Here is a 15,801-nt window from a genome sequence, read left to right as displayed (position 1 = left end):
TCCGCGTCAAGGGGTGCGGGGCACCCGTCCGTGACGGGCAGGATGGTCGCATGACGATCGAGGTGTGGGCGCCGCGTGCGGCGCGGGTGCGACTGCGTCTGGCCGGTCTCCCGGACGGCGCTGCGGACATCGAGATGACGCCGCGGGATGCCGGCTGGTGGACGACTCTCGCGACGCCCAACCCGGGCGAAGAGTACGGATTCGTGCTCGACGACTCCGACGTGCGCCCCGACCCGCGCTCGCGCCGCCAGCCGCGGGGGGTGCACGATCTGTCGGCGTGGGACGACGCGGCATCCTTCGTATGGAGCGATGCCGCCTGGACCGGACGGCAACTCGCCGGGGGGTTGATCTACGAGCTGCACGTCGGCACGTTCACCCGCGAGGGCACATTGGATGCCGCGATCGGCCGCCTGCCCCACCTGGTCGAGCTGGGTGTCACACACGTCGAGCTGCTGCCGGTCAACGGCTTCAACGGCACCCACAACTGGGGCTACGACGGCGTGCTCTGGTACACCGTGCAGGAGGACTACGGCGGCCCGGAGGCCTACCGACGCTTCGTCGACGCGGCTCACGGAGCGGGACTGGCGGTCGTGCAGGACGTCGTCTACAACCACCTCGGCCCCTCCGGGAACTACCTGCCCGAGTTCGGGCCGTACCTGCGCGACGGGCAGAGCACCACGTGGGGATCGAGCATCGACCTCGACCAGCGGGCGGTGCGCGACTACATCATCGACAATGCGCTGATGTGGCTCGGTGAGATGCACGTCGACGGCCTGCGGCTCGACGCCGTGCACGCGCTGCACGAGTCCGCATCGAGCCCGGTGCACATCCTGCAGGAGATCGCCGAGCGGGTCGACGCGCTGTCGGCGCACGTCGGCCGTCCGCTGAGCCTCATCGCGGAGAGCGATCTGAACGATCCGATCATGATCCTGCCGCGCGAGGCCGGCGGGTACGGGCTGACCGCGCAGTGGGTGGACGACTGGCACCACGCCGTGCACGTCGCCCTCACCGGGGAGACCGAGGGGTACTACGCCGACTTCGCCGATCCGCAGGCACTGCCCAAGACCTGGACGGGCGGCTTCTACCACGACGGCACGTTCTCGTCCTTCCGGGGTCGCGACTGGGGCGCGCCCCTTCCTGCGGCGGTACCCTCGTGGCGCCTCGTCACGTTCGCGCAGGACCACGACCAGATCGGCAACCGCGCGGCCGGTGACCGGCTCAGCCAGTCGCTGACGCCGGCACGCCTGGAGGTCGCGGCGGTGCTCACGATGACGGCGCCCGGCACTCCGATGCTGTTCATGGGGGAGGAGTGGGGGGCCTGCACGCCCTGGCAGTTCTTCACCTCGCACCCCGAACCCGAGCTCGCCGCCGCGACCCGCGAGGGACGCAAGGCCGAGTTCGCGCGAATGGGGTGGGACGAGTCGCTCGTGCCCGACCCCAACGACCCGGCGACGTTCGAGCGGTCGAAGCTGGACTGGTCCGAACTCGACCAGTCGGCGCACGCGCGCCTGCTGTCGCTGTACCGCGCGCTGGCGCGACTGCGGCGGGATCATGCCGAGCTGACCGACCCCGACCAGCGAGGGCACGCGGCCGAGAGCGTCGGCGCCGGGCGATGGGCCCTCCACCGCGACACGGCCTCGGTATACGTCAATCTCTCGCCCGAGCCGTGGACCGTCGATCTCACGGATCGTGAGGTGTGGCTCGCGACGACGACGGCGCACGAGCATCTCGTGGATGCCGGGCCCCTCGTGCTCTCGGCCGACTCCGCCGCTGTCGTCGGTGCGCGTGGCGGCGACGGCCTGGTACCGACCCGCGGTCACGCCGTGTACACGCCCGCGGACTGAGCGCCCGCTCGGGTGCGTGGGCGGCGCGCCGGCGAGCTGAATCGGTGTCGCGTTCTGCGGCATGCGCGGGGGCGAGGCCGCTGGTCGCGCCACCTGTTTTCGGCGGGTGCGGAAAGTGTGGCGCGTTCTGCGGTGTTCGCGGGGGTGAGGCCGCTGGTCGCGCCACCGATTCAGTGGGCGCCAGAACACCCCGGGCACCCGGGCGCGCGCCGGTGGGGCGCGTGTCAAGGGCCTGGTGCGCGGCGGCATCCGTTCATGCCGTGGGTCGCATGGATGACTCCCGCCCGACCGGTACCGATCTCGTCCGCCAGATCGTGGTCATCTCCACGGTGGTCTTCATGATCATCGCCGCGATGGTGGGGACGGGCCTGTTCGGCGGCACCAATGTGCGCGACCTACAGGGCGGGGCGTTGGATGCCGATGCCACCGTGCTCGCGCCGGCGACACCGGCCTTCTCGATCTGGTCGCTCGTCTACGTGCTGATGATCGCATACACGATCTGGCAGGCGCTGCCTGGGCAGCGCGCGCGGGAGCGTCAGCGCCGTGCCGGCTGGTGGATCGCTGTCACCGCCGTGCTGAACGGCGCCTGGCTCTTGACGGCCCAGTTCCTCACGCTGGCGCTGACGGTCCTTGCGATCGTCGTGCTGCTGGCGGCGCTCGGCGCCACGTTGCGTGTCCTCGTCCAGACGCCGGCCGAAACGTGGGGCGATCGCCTGTTCATGGACGCGACCGTCGGCATCCATCTCGGGTGGGTGAGCCTGGCCACCGTCGCGAACATCACGGCGTGGCTGTCGGCCGAGGTCGTCTCGCCGATGGATGCCGACCGTCAGCAGCTCTGGGGGGTCATCGTGCTCGTGGTGGTCGCACTCGTGGGCATCGCGATCGCGTTCGGCACCGGCGGGCGCATCGCTCCCGCTCTCGCGATGTCGTGGGGACTCGTGTGGATCGGTGTCGCGCGCACCAGCGGTGAACCGCACGCGCCCGCCGTCGCCACGGCCGCCTTCGTCGTCGCGGCGGTCATCCTGATCTCCGCCGTGGTCGCAACGCTGCGGCGTCGGGTGGTGGCCGGGTCGATCGGCGACTGAACGACGCCGCGCGGACCCGCCCGCTCAGAAGGTCTGCGAGAAGGCGCGGAGGATCCGCATCGGCTCGGTGAGAGACGCGGCGAGCACGCGGGCGGCGATGCGGTCGTAGTCGGGGGCCGCGAAGTAGCCGTCGTCGCGGTACACGGCCATGCGTTTCGTGAATGCCCGGCCGGTGGGCTCGGGGTGGAACTGGGTCGCGTAGAGCGTGTCGCCGAGGCGATAGGCCTGCACGGGGCAGGCGTCGTTGGTCGCGAGCAGGACGGCCCCCTCGGGGAGGCGCCCGATGCCTTCCTTGTGCGCCGTCAGTGCCGCGAACGTCGACGCGAGACCCCCGAAGAGGCGATCCTGCTGGGCCTGCGCCGTCAGGGTGATCTTCGTGGGTCCCGTGTCTTCGGGGTACGCGCGGGTCACCTCGCCGCCCAGCGCGCGCGTCGCGACGCCGATGCCGTAGCACGTGAACAGTGCGGCGGTCTCGCCGGATGCCGCGGCGTGCGCCAGCTGGGCGAGATCGCCCTCCAGGCGCCGCTGCGCGTCGGTCTTGGCCGACTCGGGATCGGTCACGTTGAAGGGACTGCCGCCCACGACGGCACCGCGCCAGCGTCGGGCCGCGTCGGCGGGCCACGGGTCGCGCACGAGATCCCAGCGTTCCAACTCGTTCTCGTCCAGGCGCATCGCCTGACGGAATGATTCGTACTCGGCCGCTGCCGCACCCTGCTGCGGGCGGGCGCACACGTAGACGAGCGGAGACATGTCGAGAGTCTAGGCGGGCATGCTCCGACGGGGCAGGTGTGTGACGCCGCTCACCGCGACGAGTTGGCGGTTCGCCCCCGCACGATGCCGATGAAGGTCTCCACGAACGCACCGGACGCGGCGTCGGATGCCGTCGCCGGGGCCGCCGGCCACGCCAGGGCGATGCTCGAGGTGGGCCCGTCGGCGAGCGGGCGATGCGCGGCATCCTTCCGGTGGTGCAGGTGCGCCAACGACATCGGGACGATCACGACCCCGACACCCGACGCCGCGATCGCGATCGCGTCGGCGACGGATTCCGGCGGGGCGAAGCGGGGCATCTCGCCGCCCGCCACCTCGAGCTCCAGGGGAGGATGCTGCGGCGCGATGATCACCTCTCCGACCAGGTCGGCGAGGGTCAGCTCGTCGGCGGCCGTGAGATGGGAGTCGGCCGCGCAGACGACGACGGGCACCTCGTCGTAGAGAGGGATCAGGTGCAGGTCGGTGCGGTCTAGCGGCAGTCGCACGAGTGCCGCGTCGACGGATGCCGTCGCCAGCGCCTGCCGTTGGTCGGCGACGGTCAGCGGCACGAGCTCGAGGGCCACGTGCGGCATCCGCTCACGCCAGGTGCCGATCCACTTGCCGGGAGTGGCGCCCTCGACAGCGCCGAGGCGGAACGGGCCGCGCGCAGCGTCGGCCACCGTCGATGTTTCCGGCTTCGGGCTCGCGCGCTTGGGCGCCGCACCCGTGCGGGCAGCGCCCTTCTTCGTCCCGCTCTTCTGAGGAGCACGGCGAGAGGATGCCGAGGGGCGTGCGGGCTTGCCGCCACGCCCGCCTGCTCCTCCTGCTCCGCGTCCGGCCATGCAGGCCAGCGTATCCCGCCGCCGGCGCCGCGGCTCAGGCGGCGAGGCGAAGGCCCCGACGGTCGGTCGCGACGCGCTCGCCGTCGGCGATCTGCTCGTCGTCGCCGATGAGCGATCCGCCCGCCACGCGTGCGTGAGCGCCGACCACGGTACGAACGCCGATCTTGGCGCGAGGGCCGATGGCAGCGCCCGATCCGATGTGCGCGTGCGGGGCGATCTCGACGTCCGGGCCGATGACGGCATCCGGTTCGATCCATGCGCCGCGGCCGATGTGAGCGCCCGCAGCGATCTGCGCGCCCGGTTCGACATACGCGCCCGCTTCGACCAGGGCCGAGGCGTGCACCTTCGCGCCGTTGGCGATCAGACCGCGGCCGTTGACGTGCTTGCGATAACGCAGCGTCTGCCCGCGCTCGTCTTCGATGTCGATGTAGTTCTTACCCACGAATCCCTCCTGGTATCCGCAACGGTGGTGACCGCCGGATCATTCCCACGGCCGGTCCCGTGACGCCGGGTCGCGTGTGGCTTGCGAAGATGGATGCTGTGACCACACCTGCGGAGGCCGACCCGACGACCGGTCCCACTCTTGTCTTCGAAGCCAAGACCCAAGATCACTCGGTTGCGGAGGACATTCTCGGCATCCTCACAGGAACGTTCCTCGTGTCCGTGGGCCTGCACCTGCTGCATGCGGCGGGCGCGGTCACCGGCGGCACCGCCGGGCTCTCGCTGCTGCTGGGGTACGCCACCGGATGGCCGTTCTGGGTGCTGTTCGCCGCCGTCAACGTGCCGTTCGCGCTGCTGGCCGTATGGCGGCGCGGGTGGGACTTCACGATCCGCACGATCGTGTGCATCGCGCTGGTCTCCGGGCTCGCCCCGCTGCACGACGCGCTCTTCCCGATCAGCGGTCTCGAGCCGCTGTACGGCACTCTCGCGGGGAACCTGCTCGCCGGTGTCGGGGTGCTCATCCTCTTCCGGCACCGCGGCAGTGTCGGCGGCATCAACATCGTCGGCCTCGAGATCCAGGACCGCACCGGCTTCCGCGCGGGCTGGACGATGATGATCTTCGATGTGCTGATCGTCGCGCTGGCGCTGCTGGTGGTGCCCTGGCCGAACGTGGTGATGAGCGCCGTCGGCGCGATCCTCCTCAACCTCGTCCTCGCCCTCAACCACCGCCCCGGCCGCTACCTCGGCCGCTGAGACGCGGCGCTGCGGGCGCGGCGGCCCGGCCCGCACCGGATGCGGGGATCGGCAACGGATGCGGACCGAAGGATGCCGCTGCATCCGATTCTGTTGCGACGGTCCGCATCTGTTGCGGCGGCTCCGCCGTCGTGGCGGGGCGGGAGGGTGCGGTCAGGTCTGGCAGAGCGGGCACCAGAACACGATGCGCTCGCTGGTCTCGGTGGCGCCGAGCTCGGTGCGGCGGATCGGCGTGCCGCAGCGCAGACACGGCTTGCGCTCGCGGCGGTACACCCAGTTCTGCCGACCGGGACGCGTGTCGCCGGTGAACGTGCGCGACGCGCGGTCGCGGTTCGCCCGGATCATGCGCGAGGCCGTCTCGACGAGACCGGCCGCATCGACGGCGGCGGCGGGCGTGGTCGGAAGGATGCCGCGGACGAACAGCAGCTCGTTGGCGTACTCGTTGCCCAGGCCCGCGAGGTTGCGCTGATCGAGGATCGCGACGTGGACGGCCCGGTCATCGGCGAGGATGCGCCGCGCGGCCTCCTCGGCATCCCAATCCGGGCCGAGCAGGTCGGGGCCGAGGTGGCCGACCAGCTCGTCTTCGTCGGCGGTGGGAACGAGGTCGACCATCGCGATCTCGAAGCCCACGGCATCCACCGCCGCGGTGCCGACGATCGCGCGCGCCTGGTACGCCGGGGCGCGCCACCGCTCGCCGCGGCGGAACACCAGCCAGCGCCCCTCCATCTTCAGGTGCGAGTGCAGCGTGAAGGAGCCGATGCGCATGAGGAGGTGTTTCCCGCGCGGGATGACCTCGTGCACGACCTCGCCGGTGAGGTCGGCCGTCGCATACCGCGGCACGCGCAGCTCGAAGCGTGCGACCTCGGCGCCGGCGATCGCTTCGTGCAGCCGCCGCGCCGTGCGGAAGACGGTGTCACCCTCGGGCACGACCGGCTCCCGGCGGGCACGCGGTGAGGCGGCTCATCGCTGACGCCGCAGAGTGAGGCCGCGGCTGGACTCGACGAACCCTGCGGCCTGCAGGGCGCGCCCCGCCGCGGTGCCGTACACGAAGGCTCCGGACACCTGCTCGACCGTGAGCGTGTCGAGGCGATGGGTGCGCGCCGTCGTGACGAGGCTCGCGGCCGCGGCGGCCAGCACCTCGTCGTCGTCGTCGAACACGAGCGCCGATCGGCCGCCGCGTTCGAGGTAGAACACCAGCTCACCGTCGACGAGCGTGACCAGTCCGCCGGCTTTGCGTCCCGGACGATGCGCGACGCCCTCGAGCGCCGGCCAGGCGAGCGCGGCGCCGTACGGGTTGGCCGGATCGGTGGCCGCGAGTGTCACGGCGCGACGCGGGGGCGGGTCGGCAAGAGCGGCGTACTCGCGGAGGCGGTCGACGGTGGCGGATGCCGCGAACTGTGCGGCCCCGAGCTTCTCGATGAAGTAGCCGCGGCGACAGTGCCCGGCATCCTCGAATCCGGCGAGCACACGGTACGCCTGCGCGAACCCGCCCGGGATGCCCTCGGCCTGCACACTGCCGCGCGTGACGACGCCGTAGCGCTCCAGGAGAAGGCTCGCCGAGGCCGTCGCGCGCAGTGCGCCGTCGGCGGACGGCTCGGGCAGCAGCGACCAGCGTCCCCCGGCCATCGGCGCGCGCGGTGCGGCGGCGCGCGCGGCCGTCAGGGTCGTCGGGATGGAGGTGCCGCGGAACATCCGGGCGCGGGGCGCGCGTCGTGTCGTGCGATGGGCTTGCGAGCCCCCGGCGAGGAGCCCGCGGACGGGCGCGAACGTGTCGTTGGTCACCCGTCCGGTCCAGGCGAGGTTCCAGAGCGCGTCGACGACGGCCTGTTCGCTCGTCGCCTGCGTCATCGCCGCCAGCTGACCGGCGAAGAACGCGCCACCGGCGCGAAGCGCGTCGATGATGCGCTGCTCCGCTGCGGAGGGCTCCTCCGGGTCTTCGGCCGGGATGAGGGTGAGGGTCACGGTGTCGGCCGGGTGGAGGGCGATCCAACCGTCGCGGCCCGGCAGCGAGCCGTGGCCCGACCAGACGACGTCGCCGGTCGAGGTGAGCTCGTCGAGCATCGCCGGTGTGTAGTCGCTCACCCGCAGGGGCAGGATCAGCGACTCCCAGGCGCTCGCCGGAAGGGGCACGCCCGCGAGCTGCTCGATGACGGCGAGCACACCGTCGACGCCTTCGAGTGGACGTCCGCCGGCCGCCCCGGCGATGTGCTGCCACGCCGGGAGGAAGCGCGCGTAGGAGGCCGGCGCCACCGGTTCGACGGTGCCGCGGATCGCGGCGAGGGAGCGCAGGCGCAGGCGTCGCAGCACCTCGCTGTCGCACCATTCCAAGTCGTCGACGCCGGTGCGGGCGCCGCCCTCGTCGCCGGGAACCGATCGCGGGGCCGCCCCCTCGGGCAGGAAGAAGCCGCTCGCCACGCGCCCCTGCGACTCCAGTCGTTGCAGCGTCTGGCGGGCCACGGCGGCGCCGATGCCCAGCCGCCGGGCGACATCGGCCGTGCGGAACGGGCCGTGCGTGCGCGCGTGGCGCGCGATCAGGTCGGCGAGCGGGTCGACGACGGGTTCGAGGAAGGCCAGCGGGATGCCGACGGGCAGCGCGGCTCCCAGAGCGTCGCGGAGCCGGCCGGCGTCCTCGATGGCCGCGACTCGCTCCACGCCGCCGACACTCACGCGGATCGCGCGGCGCGCGGCGACGAGCTGGTCGAGGAAAGCGGATGCCGCCGCGTGTGCGGCCGCGTCGGTCTCGGCATCCGACGGGGGAGGTGCTGGTGCGGTCGCGGTGGTGGTGTGCGGGGCGCCGGCAGACGCATCCTGCGTCGGCGTGGCCGTCTCTGCCAGTCGCGCCGCGACCTCGGCGGCGTCGAGCGGTCCGAGAAGGCGCAGCAGATCGGCGACGCCCTCCAGCCCGCGGACGCGCCGCGACGGGTCGAGCCGCTGGGCCTCGCGCTCGAACTGCGCGATGACGGCGGGGTCGAGCAGCTCGCGCATCTCGACCTTGCCGAGCAGCTCGCCCAGCAGGGCGGGGTCGACCGACAGTGCCGCCGCGCGCCGCTCGGCGAGGGGCGAGTCACCCTCGTACATGAAGGCGCCGACGTAGCCGAACAGCAGGTCGCGGGCGAACGGCGAGGGGGTGCTCGTGGTGGTCTCGACCAGACGGATGCGGCGGTCGCCGATGGAGCGGGCGATGCGCAGCAGCGCCGGGAGGTCGTAGACGTCCTGGAGCACTTCGCGGAGCGTCTCGAGGATGATCGGGAACGTGGGGTGGTTCTTCGCCACCTCCAGCAGCTGGGCCGACTTCTGACGCTGCTGCCACAGCGGCGAGCGTTTGTTGGGGTTGAGGCGGGGCAGCAGCAGGGCGCGTGCCGCGCACTCGCGGAAGCGGGAGGCGAACAGCGCCGAGCCGCCGACCTCGTCGGTGACGAGTTGCTCGAGCTCGTCCGGTTCGAAGACGAACAGTTCCGCTCCGGGCGGTTCGCTCTCGGCATCCGGTACCCGCGCGATGATGCCGTCGTCGCTCGCGACGGCCGAGCCCTCGACACCCAGGCGCTCGCGGATGCGCGCGTTGACGGCCAAGGCCCACGGCGCGTGCACGTGCATGCCGTACGGGGAATGCAGGATGATCCGCCAGTCGCCGACCTCGTCGCGCGAGCGTTCGACCGTGAGGGTGCGGTCGGTCGGAAGACTGCCGGTCGCCTCCTTCTGCTCGTCGAGGTAGGCCAGCAGGTTGCCGATCGCATTGTCGTCGAGCCCCGATTCGCGCAGGCGTGCGGTCGCTTTCTCGGCATCCGCCGCCGCCACCTCGCGCGAGAACCGGCCGAGGGCCTCGCCCAGCTCGGCGGGGCGGCCGAGCCCGTCGCCGTGCCAGAACGGCAGCTTTCCCGGCTGACCGAACGCGGGCAGGACGTTGACGCGATCGTGGGTGATCTCGACGATGCGCCAGCTCGTGGTGCCCAGGGTGAACACATCGTTCACGCGCGACTCGTAGACCATCTCCTCATCGAGCTCGCCCACGCGGGCGTTGCGCGTCTCGCCGGCGACGAAGACGCCGAACAGGCCACGATCGGGGATCGTGCCGCCGCTCGTGACCGCCACGCGCTGCGCACCGGGGCGCGCCGTGAGCGTGCCGTGATCGCGGTCCCAGACGACGCGGGGACGCAGCTCGGCGAACTCGTCGGAGGGATACTTGCCCGCGAGCAGGTCGAGCGTGGCCTCGTAGGCCGAGCGGGGCAGCGTGCGAAACGGTGCCGAGCGCCGCACCGTCTCGAACCACCCCTCGACGTCGACCGGCCCCACCGCGCACGCGGCGATCGTCTGCTGCGCGAGGATGTCGAGCGGGTTCTGCGGCACGCTGATCGCCTCGATCTGGCCCGCCAGCATCCGCTCCGTCACGACGGCGGTGTGCAGCACATCGCCGCGATGCTTGGGGAAGAGGGCGGCGCGGCTCACTTCGCCCACCTGATGGCCCGCGCGTCCGACGCGCTGGAGGCCCGAGGCGGTGGACGGCGGCGCCTCGACCTGGATCACCAGATCGACCTCGCCCATGTCGATGCCGAGCTCCAGCGAGCTCGTCGCGACGACGCAGCGCAGGATGCCGCGCTTCAGCTCGTCTTCGACCTGGGCACGCTGCTCCTTCGAGACCGAGCCGTGGTGGGCCTTTGCCAGCTCCGGTGGGGCGCCGGCACTCGCTCCTGCCTGGGCCATCGTGGCGGCGGGAACGGTCTGCTCGGGAAGGTCGAGACCGAGCCGTTCGGCGTAGATCTCGTTGAGGCGGCCCGTGAGACGCTCGGCGAGACGTCGCGAGTTCGCGAACACGATCGTCGAGCGGTGAGCGAGCACGCGGTCGACGATGGCCTCCTCCACGTGCGGCCAGACCGATCCGGTGATCTCGGACGGCTGTGACGGAGTGAACCAGTCCCCGTCGCCCTCGGCATCCGTCTCCGCGCTCGTCTCGGGGTCGGCCCGCTCGGGTGGCGGGGGCGGGTTGAGCATGTCGGCCATCGGCACGACGACGCGCAGATCGAACGCCTTCGTCGCACGCGGGGCGACGATCTCGACCGGCGCGGAGCCGCCGAGAAAGCGCGCGACCTCGTCGATCGGGCGCACCGTCGCCGACAACCCGACGCGCTGTGCGGCAGGGCGATCGAGATCGTCGTCGCGACGCAGGGCGTCGAGCCGTTCCAGGCTGACCGCGAGGTGCGCGCCGCGCTTGGTCGCCGCGACCGCGTGCACTTCGTCGACGATCACCGTGTGGACGTCGCGTAGGGTCTCGGCCGCCTGCGACGTGAGCATCAGGTAGAGCGACTCGGGCGTCGTGATGAGGATGTCGGGCGGGTCGGCGATGAGCTTGCGGCGATCGGCGGCCGGAGTGTCTCCCGAGCGCACGCCGACGGTGACCTCGGGAAGGGGGATGCCGAGACGTCGCGCGGCCTGCCCGATTCCCACCAGCGGCGAGCGGAGGTTGCGCTCGACGTCGACGCCGAGCGCCTTGAGCGGAGAGATGTAGAGGATGCGCGTGCCGGCGGCATCCTTCTTCCTCTTCGCCGCCCTCTTCTTGCGCGCATCGGCATCGTCCGCCGCTGCGGCCGGGGCCTTCTCGCGGAAGACGCGGTCGATCGCCCACAGGAACGCCGAGAGCGTCTTGCCCGACCCGGTGGGCGCGACGACGAGGGCGTGCTTGCCCGCGGAGATCGCGTCCCATGCCCCCGCCTGAGCGCTCGTGGGCTGGGCGAAGGCACCACGGAACCAGTCCTGGGTCGCAGGACCGAACCGCTCCAGCACATCAGCCATCGCTCCATCATCCCGCGGACCTCCGACACGCGGGCGGATGCTCGCGCCGGGCGTACACGGGCGCACCCGGACGCCGCGGCTGCGGCGCGCGCCCCGCCGTCCCCCGCTCGCCCTGTTCCGTCCTCAGTCTCTCCGCCCCCGGACCCCGCCGGCGCCTGGAGAACCCGGGTCCGCGCGCCGCCGTCGCGTTCGCGCGGACTGAATACGGAACGGACGAGCCGACCCGTGCCGCGGCGCTCGCGCCGGTCGACCCCGCGGATGCCGCGACCCGCGGCATCCGCGCTCACTCGAACCGCATCTCGGTCAGCACGCCCTCGCGCAGCTCCAGCACGAGGTGGGGGCGGATCCGCTCGAGGAACCCGTCGTCGTGGCTGACGAGCACGACGGCGCCGCGGAACGCGGCCAGCGCCGCGACAAGCTGGTCGACCGTGCCGAGGTCGAGGTTGTTCGTCGGCTCGTCGAGCACCAGCAGCTGCGGCGGTGGGTCGGCCATCACCAGGCAGGCCAGGGCCAGCCGGAAGCGCCCGCCGCCGGACAGCGCCGCCACGGGCCGCAGCACCGTGTCTGCGCGGAGCAGAAAGCGCGCGAGTCGGTCAGCTCCAGCAGCGCCGTGTCGTGGCTGACGACGATGAGCGTGCCGCGCCAGCTGCGCACCAGATCGTGCACGCGCGCCCGCGCGTCACGGTCGAGGTTGTTGGTCGGCTCGTCCAGAAGCGCGATCGGGGCTCCGCGCAGTCTCACGCCGACGAGGGCGGCGAGGACGGCCTCGCCACCGGAGAGGGCGCCCACCCGTCGGTCGAGAGCGTCCTCGGGAAGGCCCGCTTCGGCGAGCGCAGCCGTGGCGCGTGCCTCGATGTCCCAGTCGTCGCCGACCGCGTCGAAGTGGCGCTGATCGACGTCGCCGGACGCGATGGCCCGCACGGCATCCAGCGCCGCATCGACGCCCAGGAGTGCCGCGACGCGGGTGTCGGCGGTGAGCCGCTGGGGCATCACATCGACGGTGCCGCTGCGCACGACCGTGCCGGATGCCGGGATCAGGGCTCCCGCGATGAGGCCGAGCAGCGTGGACTTGCCGGCGCCGTTGCGTCCGATGAGTCCGGTGCGCACATCGGCGAAGGCCCCGGAGACGTCGTCGAGAGCGACGGTGCCGTCGGGCCAGGTGAAGGTGACGCGGTCGAGCACGACCGCGGGAGAAGCGTGGGGCATGGATGCCTCCTGTCGGTGTCGATGACACTGACGAGATCAGTGTCGGAGCGCAGGCGCGCACGACACCATTCCCGGACGACGGGAGGGATCGACGGCCGGCGCGGATAAAGATGCGCCGACGCGTCGGAGAACCCGGTGTCCGAGGAGGGACGGAGGGTCGACGGCTCAGCGCGGGATCACAGCGCGGCGTCGAAACCCTTCAACGGTCTTCCTCACGGTCGGGACAAGAACGCCGACAGCCTAACCCACCCCTACGCGGAAGGCCACAGCCGGGTCAGCCCGCGGCGGCGAGCTGCTTGTCGAGGAAGACGTGGACGTCGTCGAGCTCCTCCTGCGACACGCTGTGGGTGAGCCCGGCGTAGACCCGGCCGCTCAGCTCCGCGTGCGCGGGCAGCCACTGCACCGTGTGGGCGACCGCAGCGGGGGGAATCACCTCGTCGCGCGCGCCGCGGCCCCAGAAGACCGGGGGGCGACGTTCGGCGAGCACCTCGTCGCCCGGAAGGGGTGACGGGTCTGCGTAGCCGGCGAGGTTCACGACGAAGGCGAAACGATCGGGCTGCAGGCGCAGAGCCTGCAGAGCGACCGCGGCGCCCTGAGAGAAGCCGAGGATGCCGATCGTCTCGGCATCCGTCGCCCGATCGATCCACGCGATCAGGGCGTCGGCGGCGGCCGTCACCGCTCCGCTCGAGCGGCCGTCGAGACCCTCGATGGGATACCACGACCAGCCGGGGGCGGGAAAGGGCGGTGCCAGCGGCGCACGAACCGCGGCCAGCACGAACGCGTCCGGGAGGAAGGGAGCGAGCCCGAAAAGATCACGCTCATCCGAGCCGTACCCGTGCAGCAGCAGCAGGAGGGGTCTGCCCGCCCGCGTCTCGGGGCTTTCCGACCAGAGGACGGCCTCGTCGTCGATCGCGATCGCGCTCATGACCACCATCCTCGCAGGAGGCGCCGACACTCGCGTCGCCGCCCGGCCGACGGCACGGGCGCGCCACCGGCGGCGGTACGGGTATACATGGAGGCATGGCCGTTCGCACCCCCGACCCCGATCCGAACGAACGCGACGACGACGGGAACCCCCGTGACCCGCTGCGCGGCTTCGGCAGCGGCGGGGGACGGCCCGGGCACCCCCTCGGCGACGGATCGTTCGGCTCGCCGACGCCGGGAAGCGCCGGTAACCCCGGCTGGCTGAGTGACGTCGAGCTCGCCGAGGCGCGTCGACGGCTGCCGATCCTCTACGTCGAGGCGGTGCCGGTGCGCACCGACGGCGTCGGCGCGGTGACCCAGGTGGGCGTGCTGCTGCGGGCGACGCCGCTGGGCGAGATCACCCGGTCGATCGTCTCGGGACGGGTCCGCTACGGCGAGACGGTCCGTGATGCCCTCTTCCGGCACCTCGAGAACGACCTGGGTCCCATGGCGTTCCCGCAGCTTCCGCCGCAGCCGGTGCCGTTCACGGTGGCCGAGTACTTCCCGCTGCCCGGAGTCAGCGCCTTCCACGACGATCGTCAGCACGCGGTGTCGCTGGCGTTCGTCATCCCGGTCACCGGCACGTGCGAGCCGCGCCAGGATGCTCTGGAGGTGACCTGGATGACCCCCGAAGAGGCATCGTCGGAGGCGCTGGCTGCCGAAATGGAGGGCGGGCGCTCGACACTCATCCGGCTGGCTCTGGCCAGCGTCGGCGCGCTGCGCTGATCGCCGGTCGTCCCTTGTCCCTCGTCTTCAGGTGATCACCGTGCCCCGCAGTGAGATGCTCGTCGAGGTCGCCGGCGCGCTGCCGCTCGCGCTGCTGCTGTCCTTCATGATCGCGTGGGTGCTGCGTCGCCTCTTCGGCGCTCGGCTGTCCCTGCCGCTGTCGGTCATGACGATCGTGTCGCTGCTGGGAGTGAGCCTCGGGCTCTTCCTGGCGGGCTGGTTCTTCGTCGGGCTGAGACTGTGGATGCCGACGGCGCTGCTGCTTGCGGTCGGCAGCAGCCTCGGGCTGTCTTTCCTCGTCGCGGGCATCGCCGCACTGCTGCGACGTGACGGCGCCATCGACGTCGCGGCGCTCCTGGAGAGGGGCGAGAGCGACCGCGTCGAGTTCAAGGAGACCGCGCGCTGGAACGTCCGTGACGACAAGAAGGACGCCCGCATGGAGCAGGTGGTCGCGAAAACCGTCGCCGCCTTTCTCAACAGCTCCGGCGGAACACTGCTCATCGGCGTCGACGACGCGGGTCGCGTCCACGGGCTGGACCGCGACTTCGCGACCCTGCGCACCCCCGACGCCGACCGTTTCGAGCTCTGGCTGCGCGACATGCTGGCGACGAGCCTCGGAAAGAACGCGGCCGCCATGCCGCGCATCCGCTTCGCCGAGATCGACGGCGCCACGGTCTGCGCCGTGCGCTGCCCGCGAGCACCCGAGCCCGTCTTCGTCGCGCAGGGCGGCGGCACCGAGCTGTGGGTGCGGGTCGGCAACTCGACCCGGGCGTTCGGCGTCGACGAAGCCGTCACCTACGTCGCGCGCCACTTCCGGCCCAACCTCGCCGATCTGCTGCTCGGGCGTCGCTGACGACGACACGGTGACGATCGGTTTCTCCGATATCATTCGCGTGCCGGCGCGCCCGAGTCGGTGACATGCCGCCGTGCCCACCGTGGCAGGCGCCGCTTCGGAGTGCTGCCATGACTGACCGCTACGAGTCCGACCACACCGCCTTCGATGACCTCATGTCGGGGTCGCAGGATTCCCGATCCGACGGGGAGGCCGCCACGTTCCCGACCGTCTTCCGCGGCTACGATCGCGCCGCCGTGGATGCCGCCCTCGCCGCGTTGACGGCCGACGGCGATGCCCGTCGCGCCGACGCCGACGCGCTCGCCCGTCGGCTCGAGACGGCGCAGCAGGAGGCACAGGACCGCGCTGATGAGCTCACGCGACTGGAGGCGCGCGTCGCGCAGCTGGAGGGTGAAGTCGCGGTGCAGTCCGCGCGGGCCGACAATGCGGAGGACAAGGTGCAGACCCTGTCGGCGGAGTTCGTGAGCTCTGCCGCGGAGTCCTCCCGTGAGCGCGAGCGGTTCGAGGACGTGTTGCGGGTCGCGGAGGATCAGGCATCCGTGATCATCAAGAACGCG

At 71.9% G+C, this 15,801-nt stretch carries 12 protein-coding genes and 1 pseudogene; 6 read left to right on the top strand and 7 right to left on the bottom strand.

What is annotated here, in order from left to right; all coding sequences use genetic code 11:
- Positions 1 to 50 precede the first annotated feature (50 nt).
- A complete protein-coding gene (gene treZ, locus BGN98_RS14020; RefSeq protein WP_502687840.1) occupies positions 51 to 1,844 on the top strand; it encodes a malto-oligosyltrehalose trehalohydrolase in 1,794 nt (597 codons plus the stop codon).
- A 269-nt stretch (positions 1,845 to 2,113) separates the two neighbouring features.
- Positions 2,114 to 2,929 carry a TspO-related membrane protein gene (locus BGN98_RS14015; protein WP_005050585.1) on the top strand — a complete coding sequence of 272 codons (816 nt, stop codon included), beginning with the start codon at positions 2,114 to 2,116 and terminating at the stop codon, positions 2,927 to 2,929.
- A gap of 24 nt (positions 2,930 to 2,953) precedes the next feature.
- Here BGN98_RS14015 and BGN98_RS14010 read toward each other — a convergent pair whose 3' ends face one another.
- The 3 genes from BGN98_RS14010 to BGN98_RS14000 are packed head-to-tail and all read right to left on the bottom strand — an operon-like array spanning position 2,954 to position 4,960.
- A complete protein-coding gene (locus tag BGN98_RS14010) occupies positions 2,954 to 3,679 on the bottom strand; it encodes a glutamine amidotransferase-related protein (RefSeq protein ID WP_288121725.1) in 726 nt (241 codons plus the stop codon).
- Between the two features lie 50 nt (positions 3,680 to 3,729).
- Positions 3,730 to 4,518, bottom strand: a complete 789-nt coding sequence (locus tag BGN98_RS14005; RefSeq protein ID WP_288121724.1) for a LysR family substrate-binding domain-containing protein — start codon at positions 4,516 to 4,518, stop codon at positions 3,730 to 3,732.
- A gap of 34 nt (positions 4,519 to 4,552) precedes the next feature.
- Entirely contained in the window at positions 4,553 to 4,960 is a 408-nt protein-coding gene (locus BGN98_RS14000; RefSeq protein ID WP_005050582.1) for a UDP-3-O-(3-hydroxymyristoyl)glucosamine N-acyltransferase, read from the bottom strand.
- Positions 4,961 to 5,049: 89 nt separating this feature from the next.
- Here BGN98_RS14000 and BGN98_RS13995 point away from each other — a divergent pair, with 89 nt between their 5' ends.
- Positions 5,050 to 5,712, top strand: a complete 663-nt coding sequence (locus BGN98_RS13995; protein WP_005050581.1) for a YitT family protein — start codon at positions 5,050 to 5,052, stop codon at positions 5,710 to 5,712.
- 153 nt (positions 5,713 to 5,865) lie between these two features.
- Here the strand turns inward: BGN98_RS13995 and BGN98_RS13990 are convergent, their stop codons facing one another.
- The 4 genes and pseudogenes from BGN98_RS13990 to BGN98_RS13975 all read right to left on the bottom strand — a co-directional run bounded on the left by BGN98_RS13990 (position 5,866) and on the right by BGN98_RS13975 (position 13,627).
- Positions 5,866 to 6,639 (bottom strand): DNA-formamidopyrimidine glycosylase family protein, encoded by a 774-nt coding sequence (locus BGN98_RS13990; protein WP_288121723.1) that lies wholly within the window; start codon positions 6,637 to 6,639, stop codon positions 5,866 to 5,868.
- A gap of 33 nt (positions 6,640 to 6,672) precedes the next feature.
- Positions 6,673 to 11,496 carry an Lhr family ATP-dependent helicase gene (locus tag BGN98_RS13985; protein ID WP_288121722.1) on the bottom strand — a complete coding sequence of 1,608 codons (4,824 nt, stop codon included), beginning with the start codon at positions 11,494 to 11,496 and terminating at the stop codon, positions 6,673 to 6,675.
- A gap of 283 nt (positions 11,497 to 11,779) precedes the next feature.
- Positions 11,780 to 12,702: pseudogene (locus tag BGN98_RS13980) on the bottom strand (ATP-binding cassette domain-containing protein).
- A gap of 274 nt (positions 12,703 to 12,976) precedes the next feature.
- Positions 12,977 to 13,627, bottom strand: coding sequence for an alpha/beta hydrolase (locus BGN98_RS13975; protein WP_005050575.1), 651 nt, complete (start codon positions 13,625 to 13,627; stop codon positions 12,977 to 12,979).
- 95 nt (positions 13,628 to 13,722) lie between these two features.
- On the opposite strand from BGN98_RS13975, the gene BGN98_RS13970 reads away from it, so the two are divergent.
- The 3 genes from BGN98_RS13970 to BGN98_RS13960 form a co-directional block, all read left to right on the top strand.
- Positions 13,723 to 14,391, top strand: a complete 669-nt coding sequence (locus tag BGN98_RS13970) for an NUDIX hydrolase family protein (protein WP_005050573.1) — start codon at positions 13,723 to 13,725, stop codon at positions 14,389 to 14,391.
- Positions 14,392 to 14,422: 31 nt separating this feature from the next.
- On the top strand, positions 14,423 to 15,244 hold the full coding sequence (locus BGN98_RS13965) for an AlbA family DNA-binding domain-containing protein (protein ID WP_288121721.1): 822 nt from the start codon (positions 14,423 to 14,425) through the stop codon (positions 15,242 to 15,244).
- Between the two features lie 110 nt (positions 15,245 to 15,354).
- The coding region (locus BGN98_RS13960) for a DivIVA domain-containing protein (protein ID WP_288121720.1) at positions 15,355 to 15,801 on the top strand (447 nt) is incomplete at its 3' end.

Origin of the sequence: Microbacterium sp. 69-7 (assembly GCF_001897985.1) — a bacterium.
Taxonomy (GTDB): Bacteria; Actinomycetota; Actinomycetes; order Actinomycetales; family Microbacteriaceae; genus Microbacterium; species Microbacterium laevaniformans.
The sequence above is the reverse complement of the archived record's forward strand: the minus strand, read 5'-3'. Positions and strand labels throughout refer to the sequence as shown.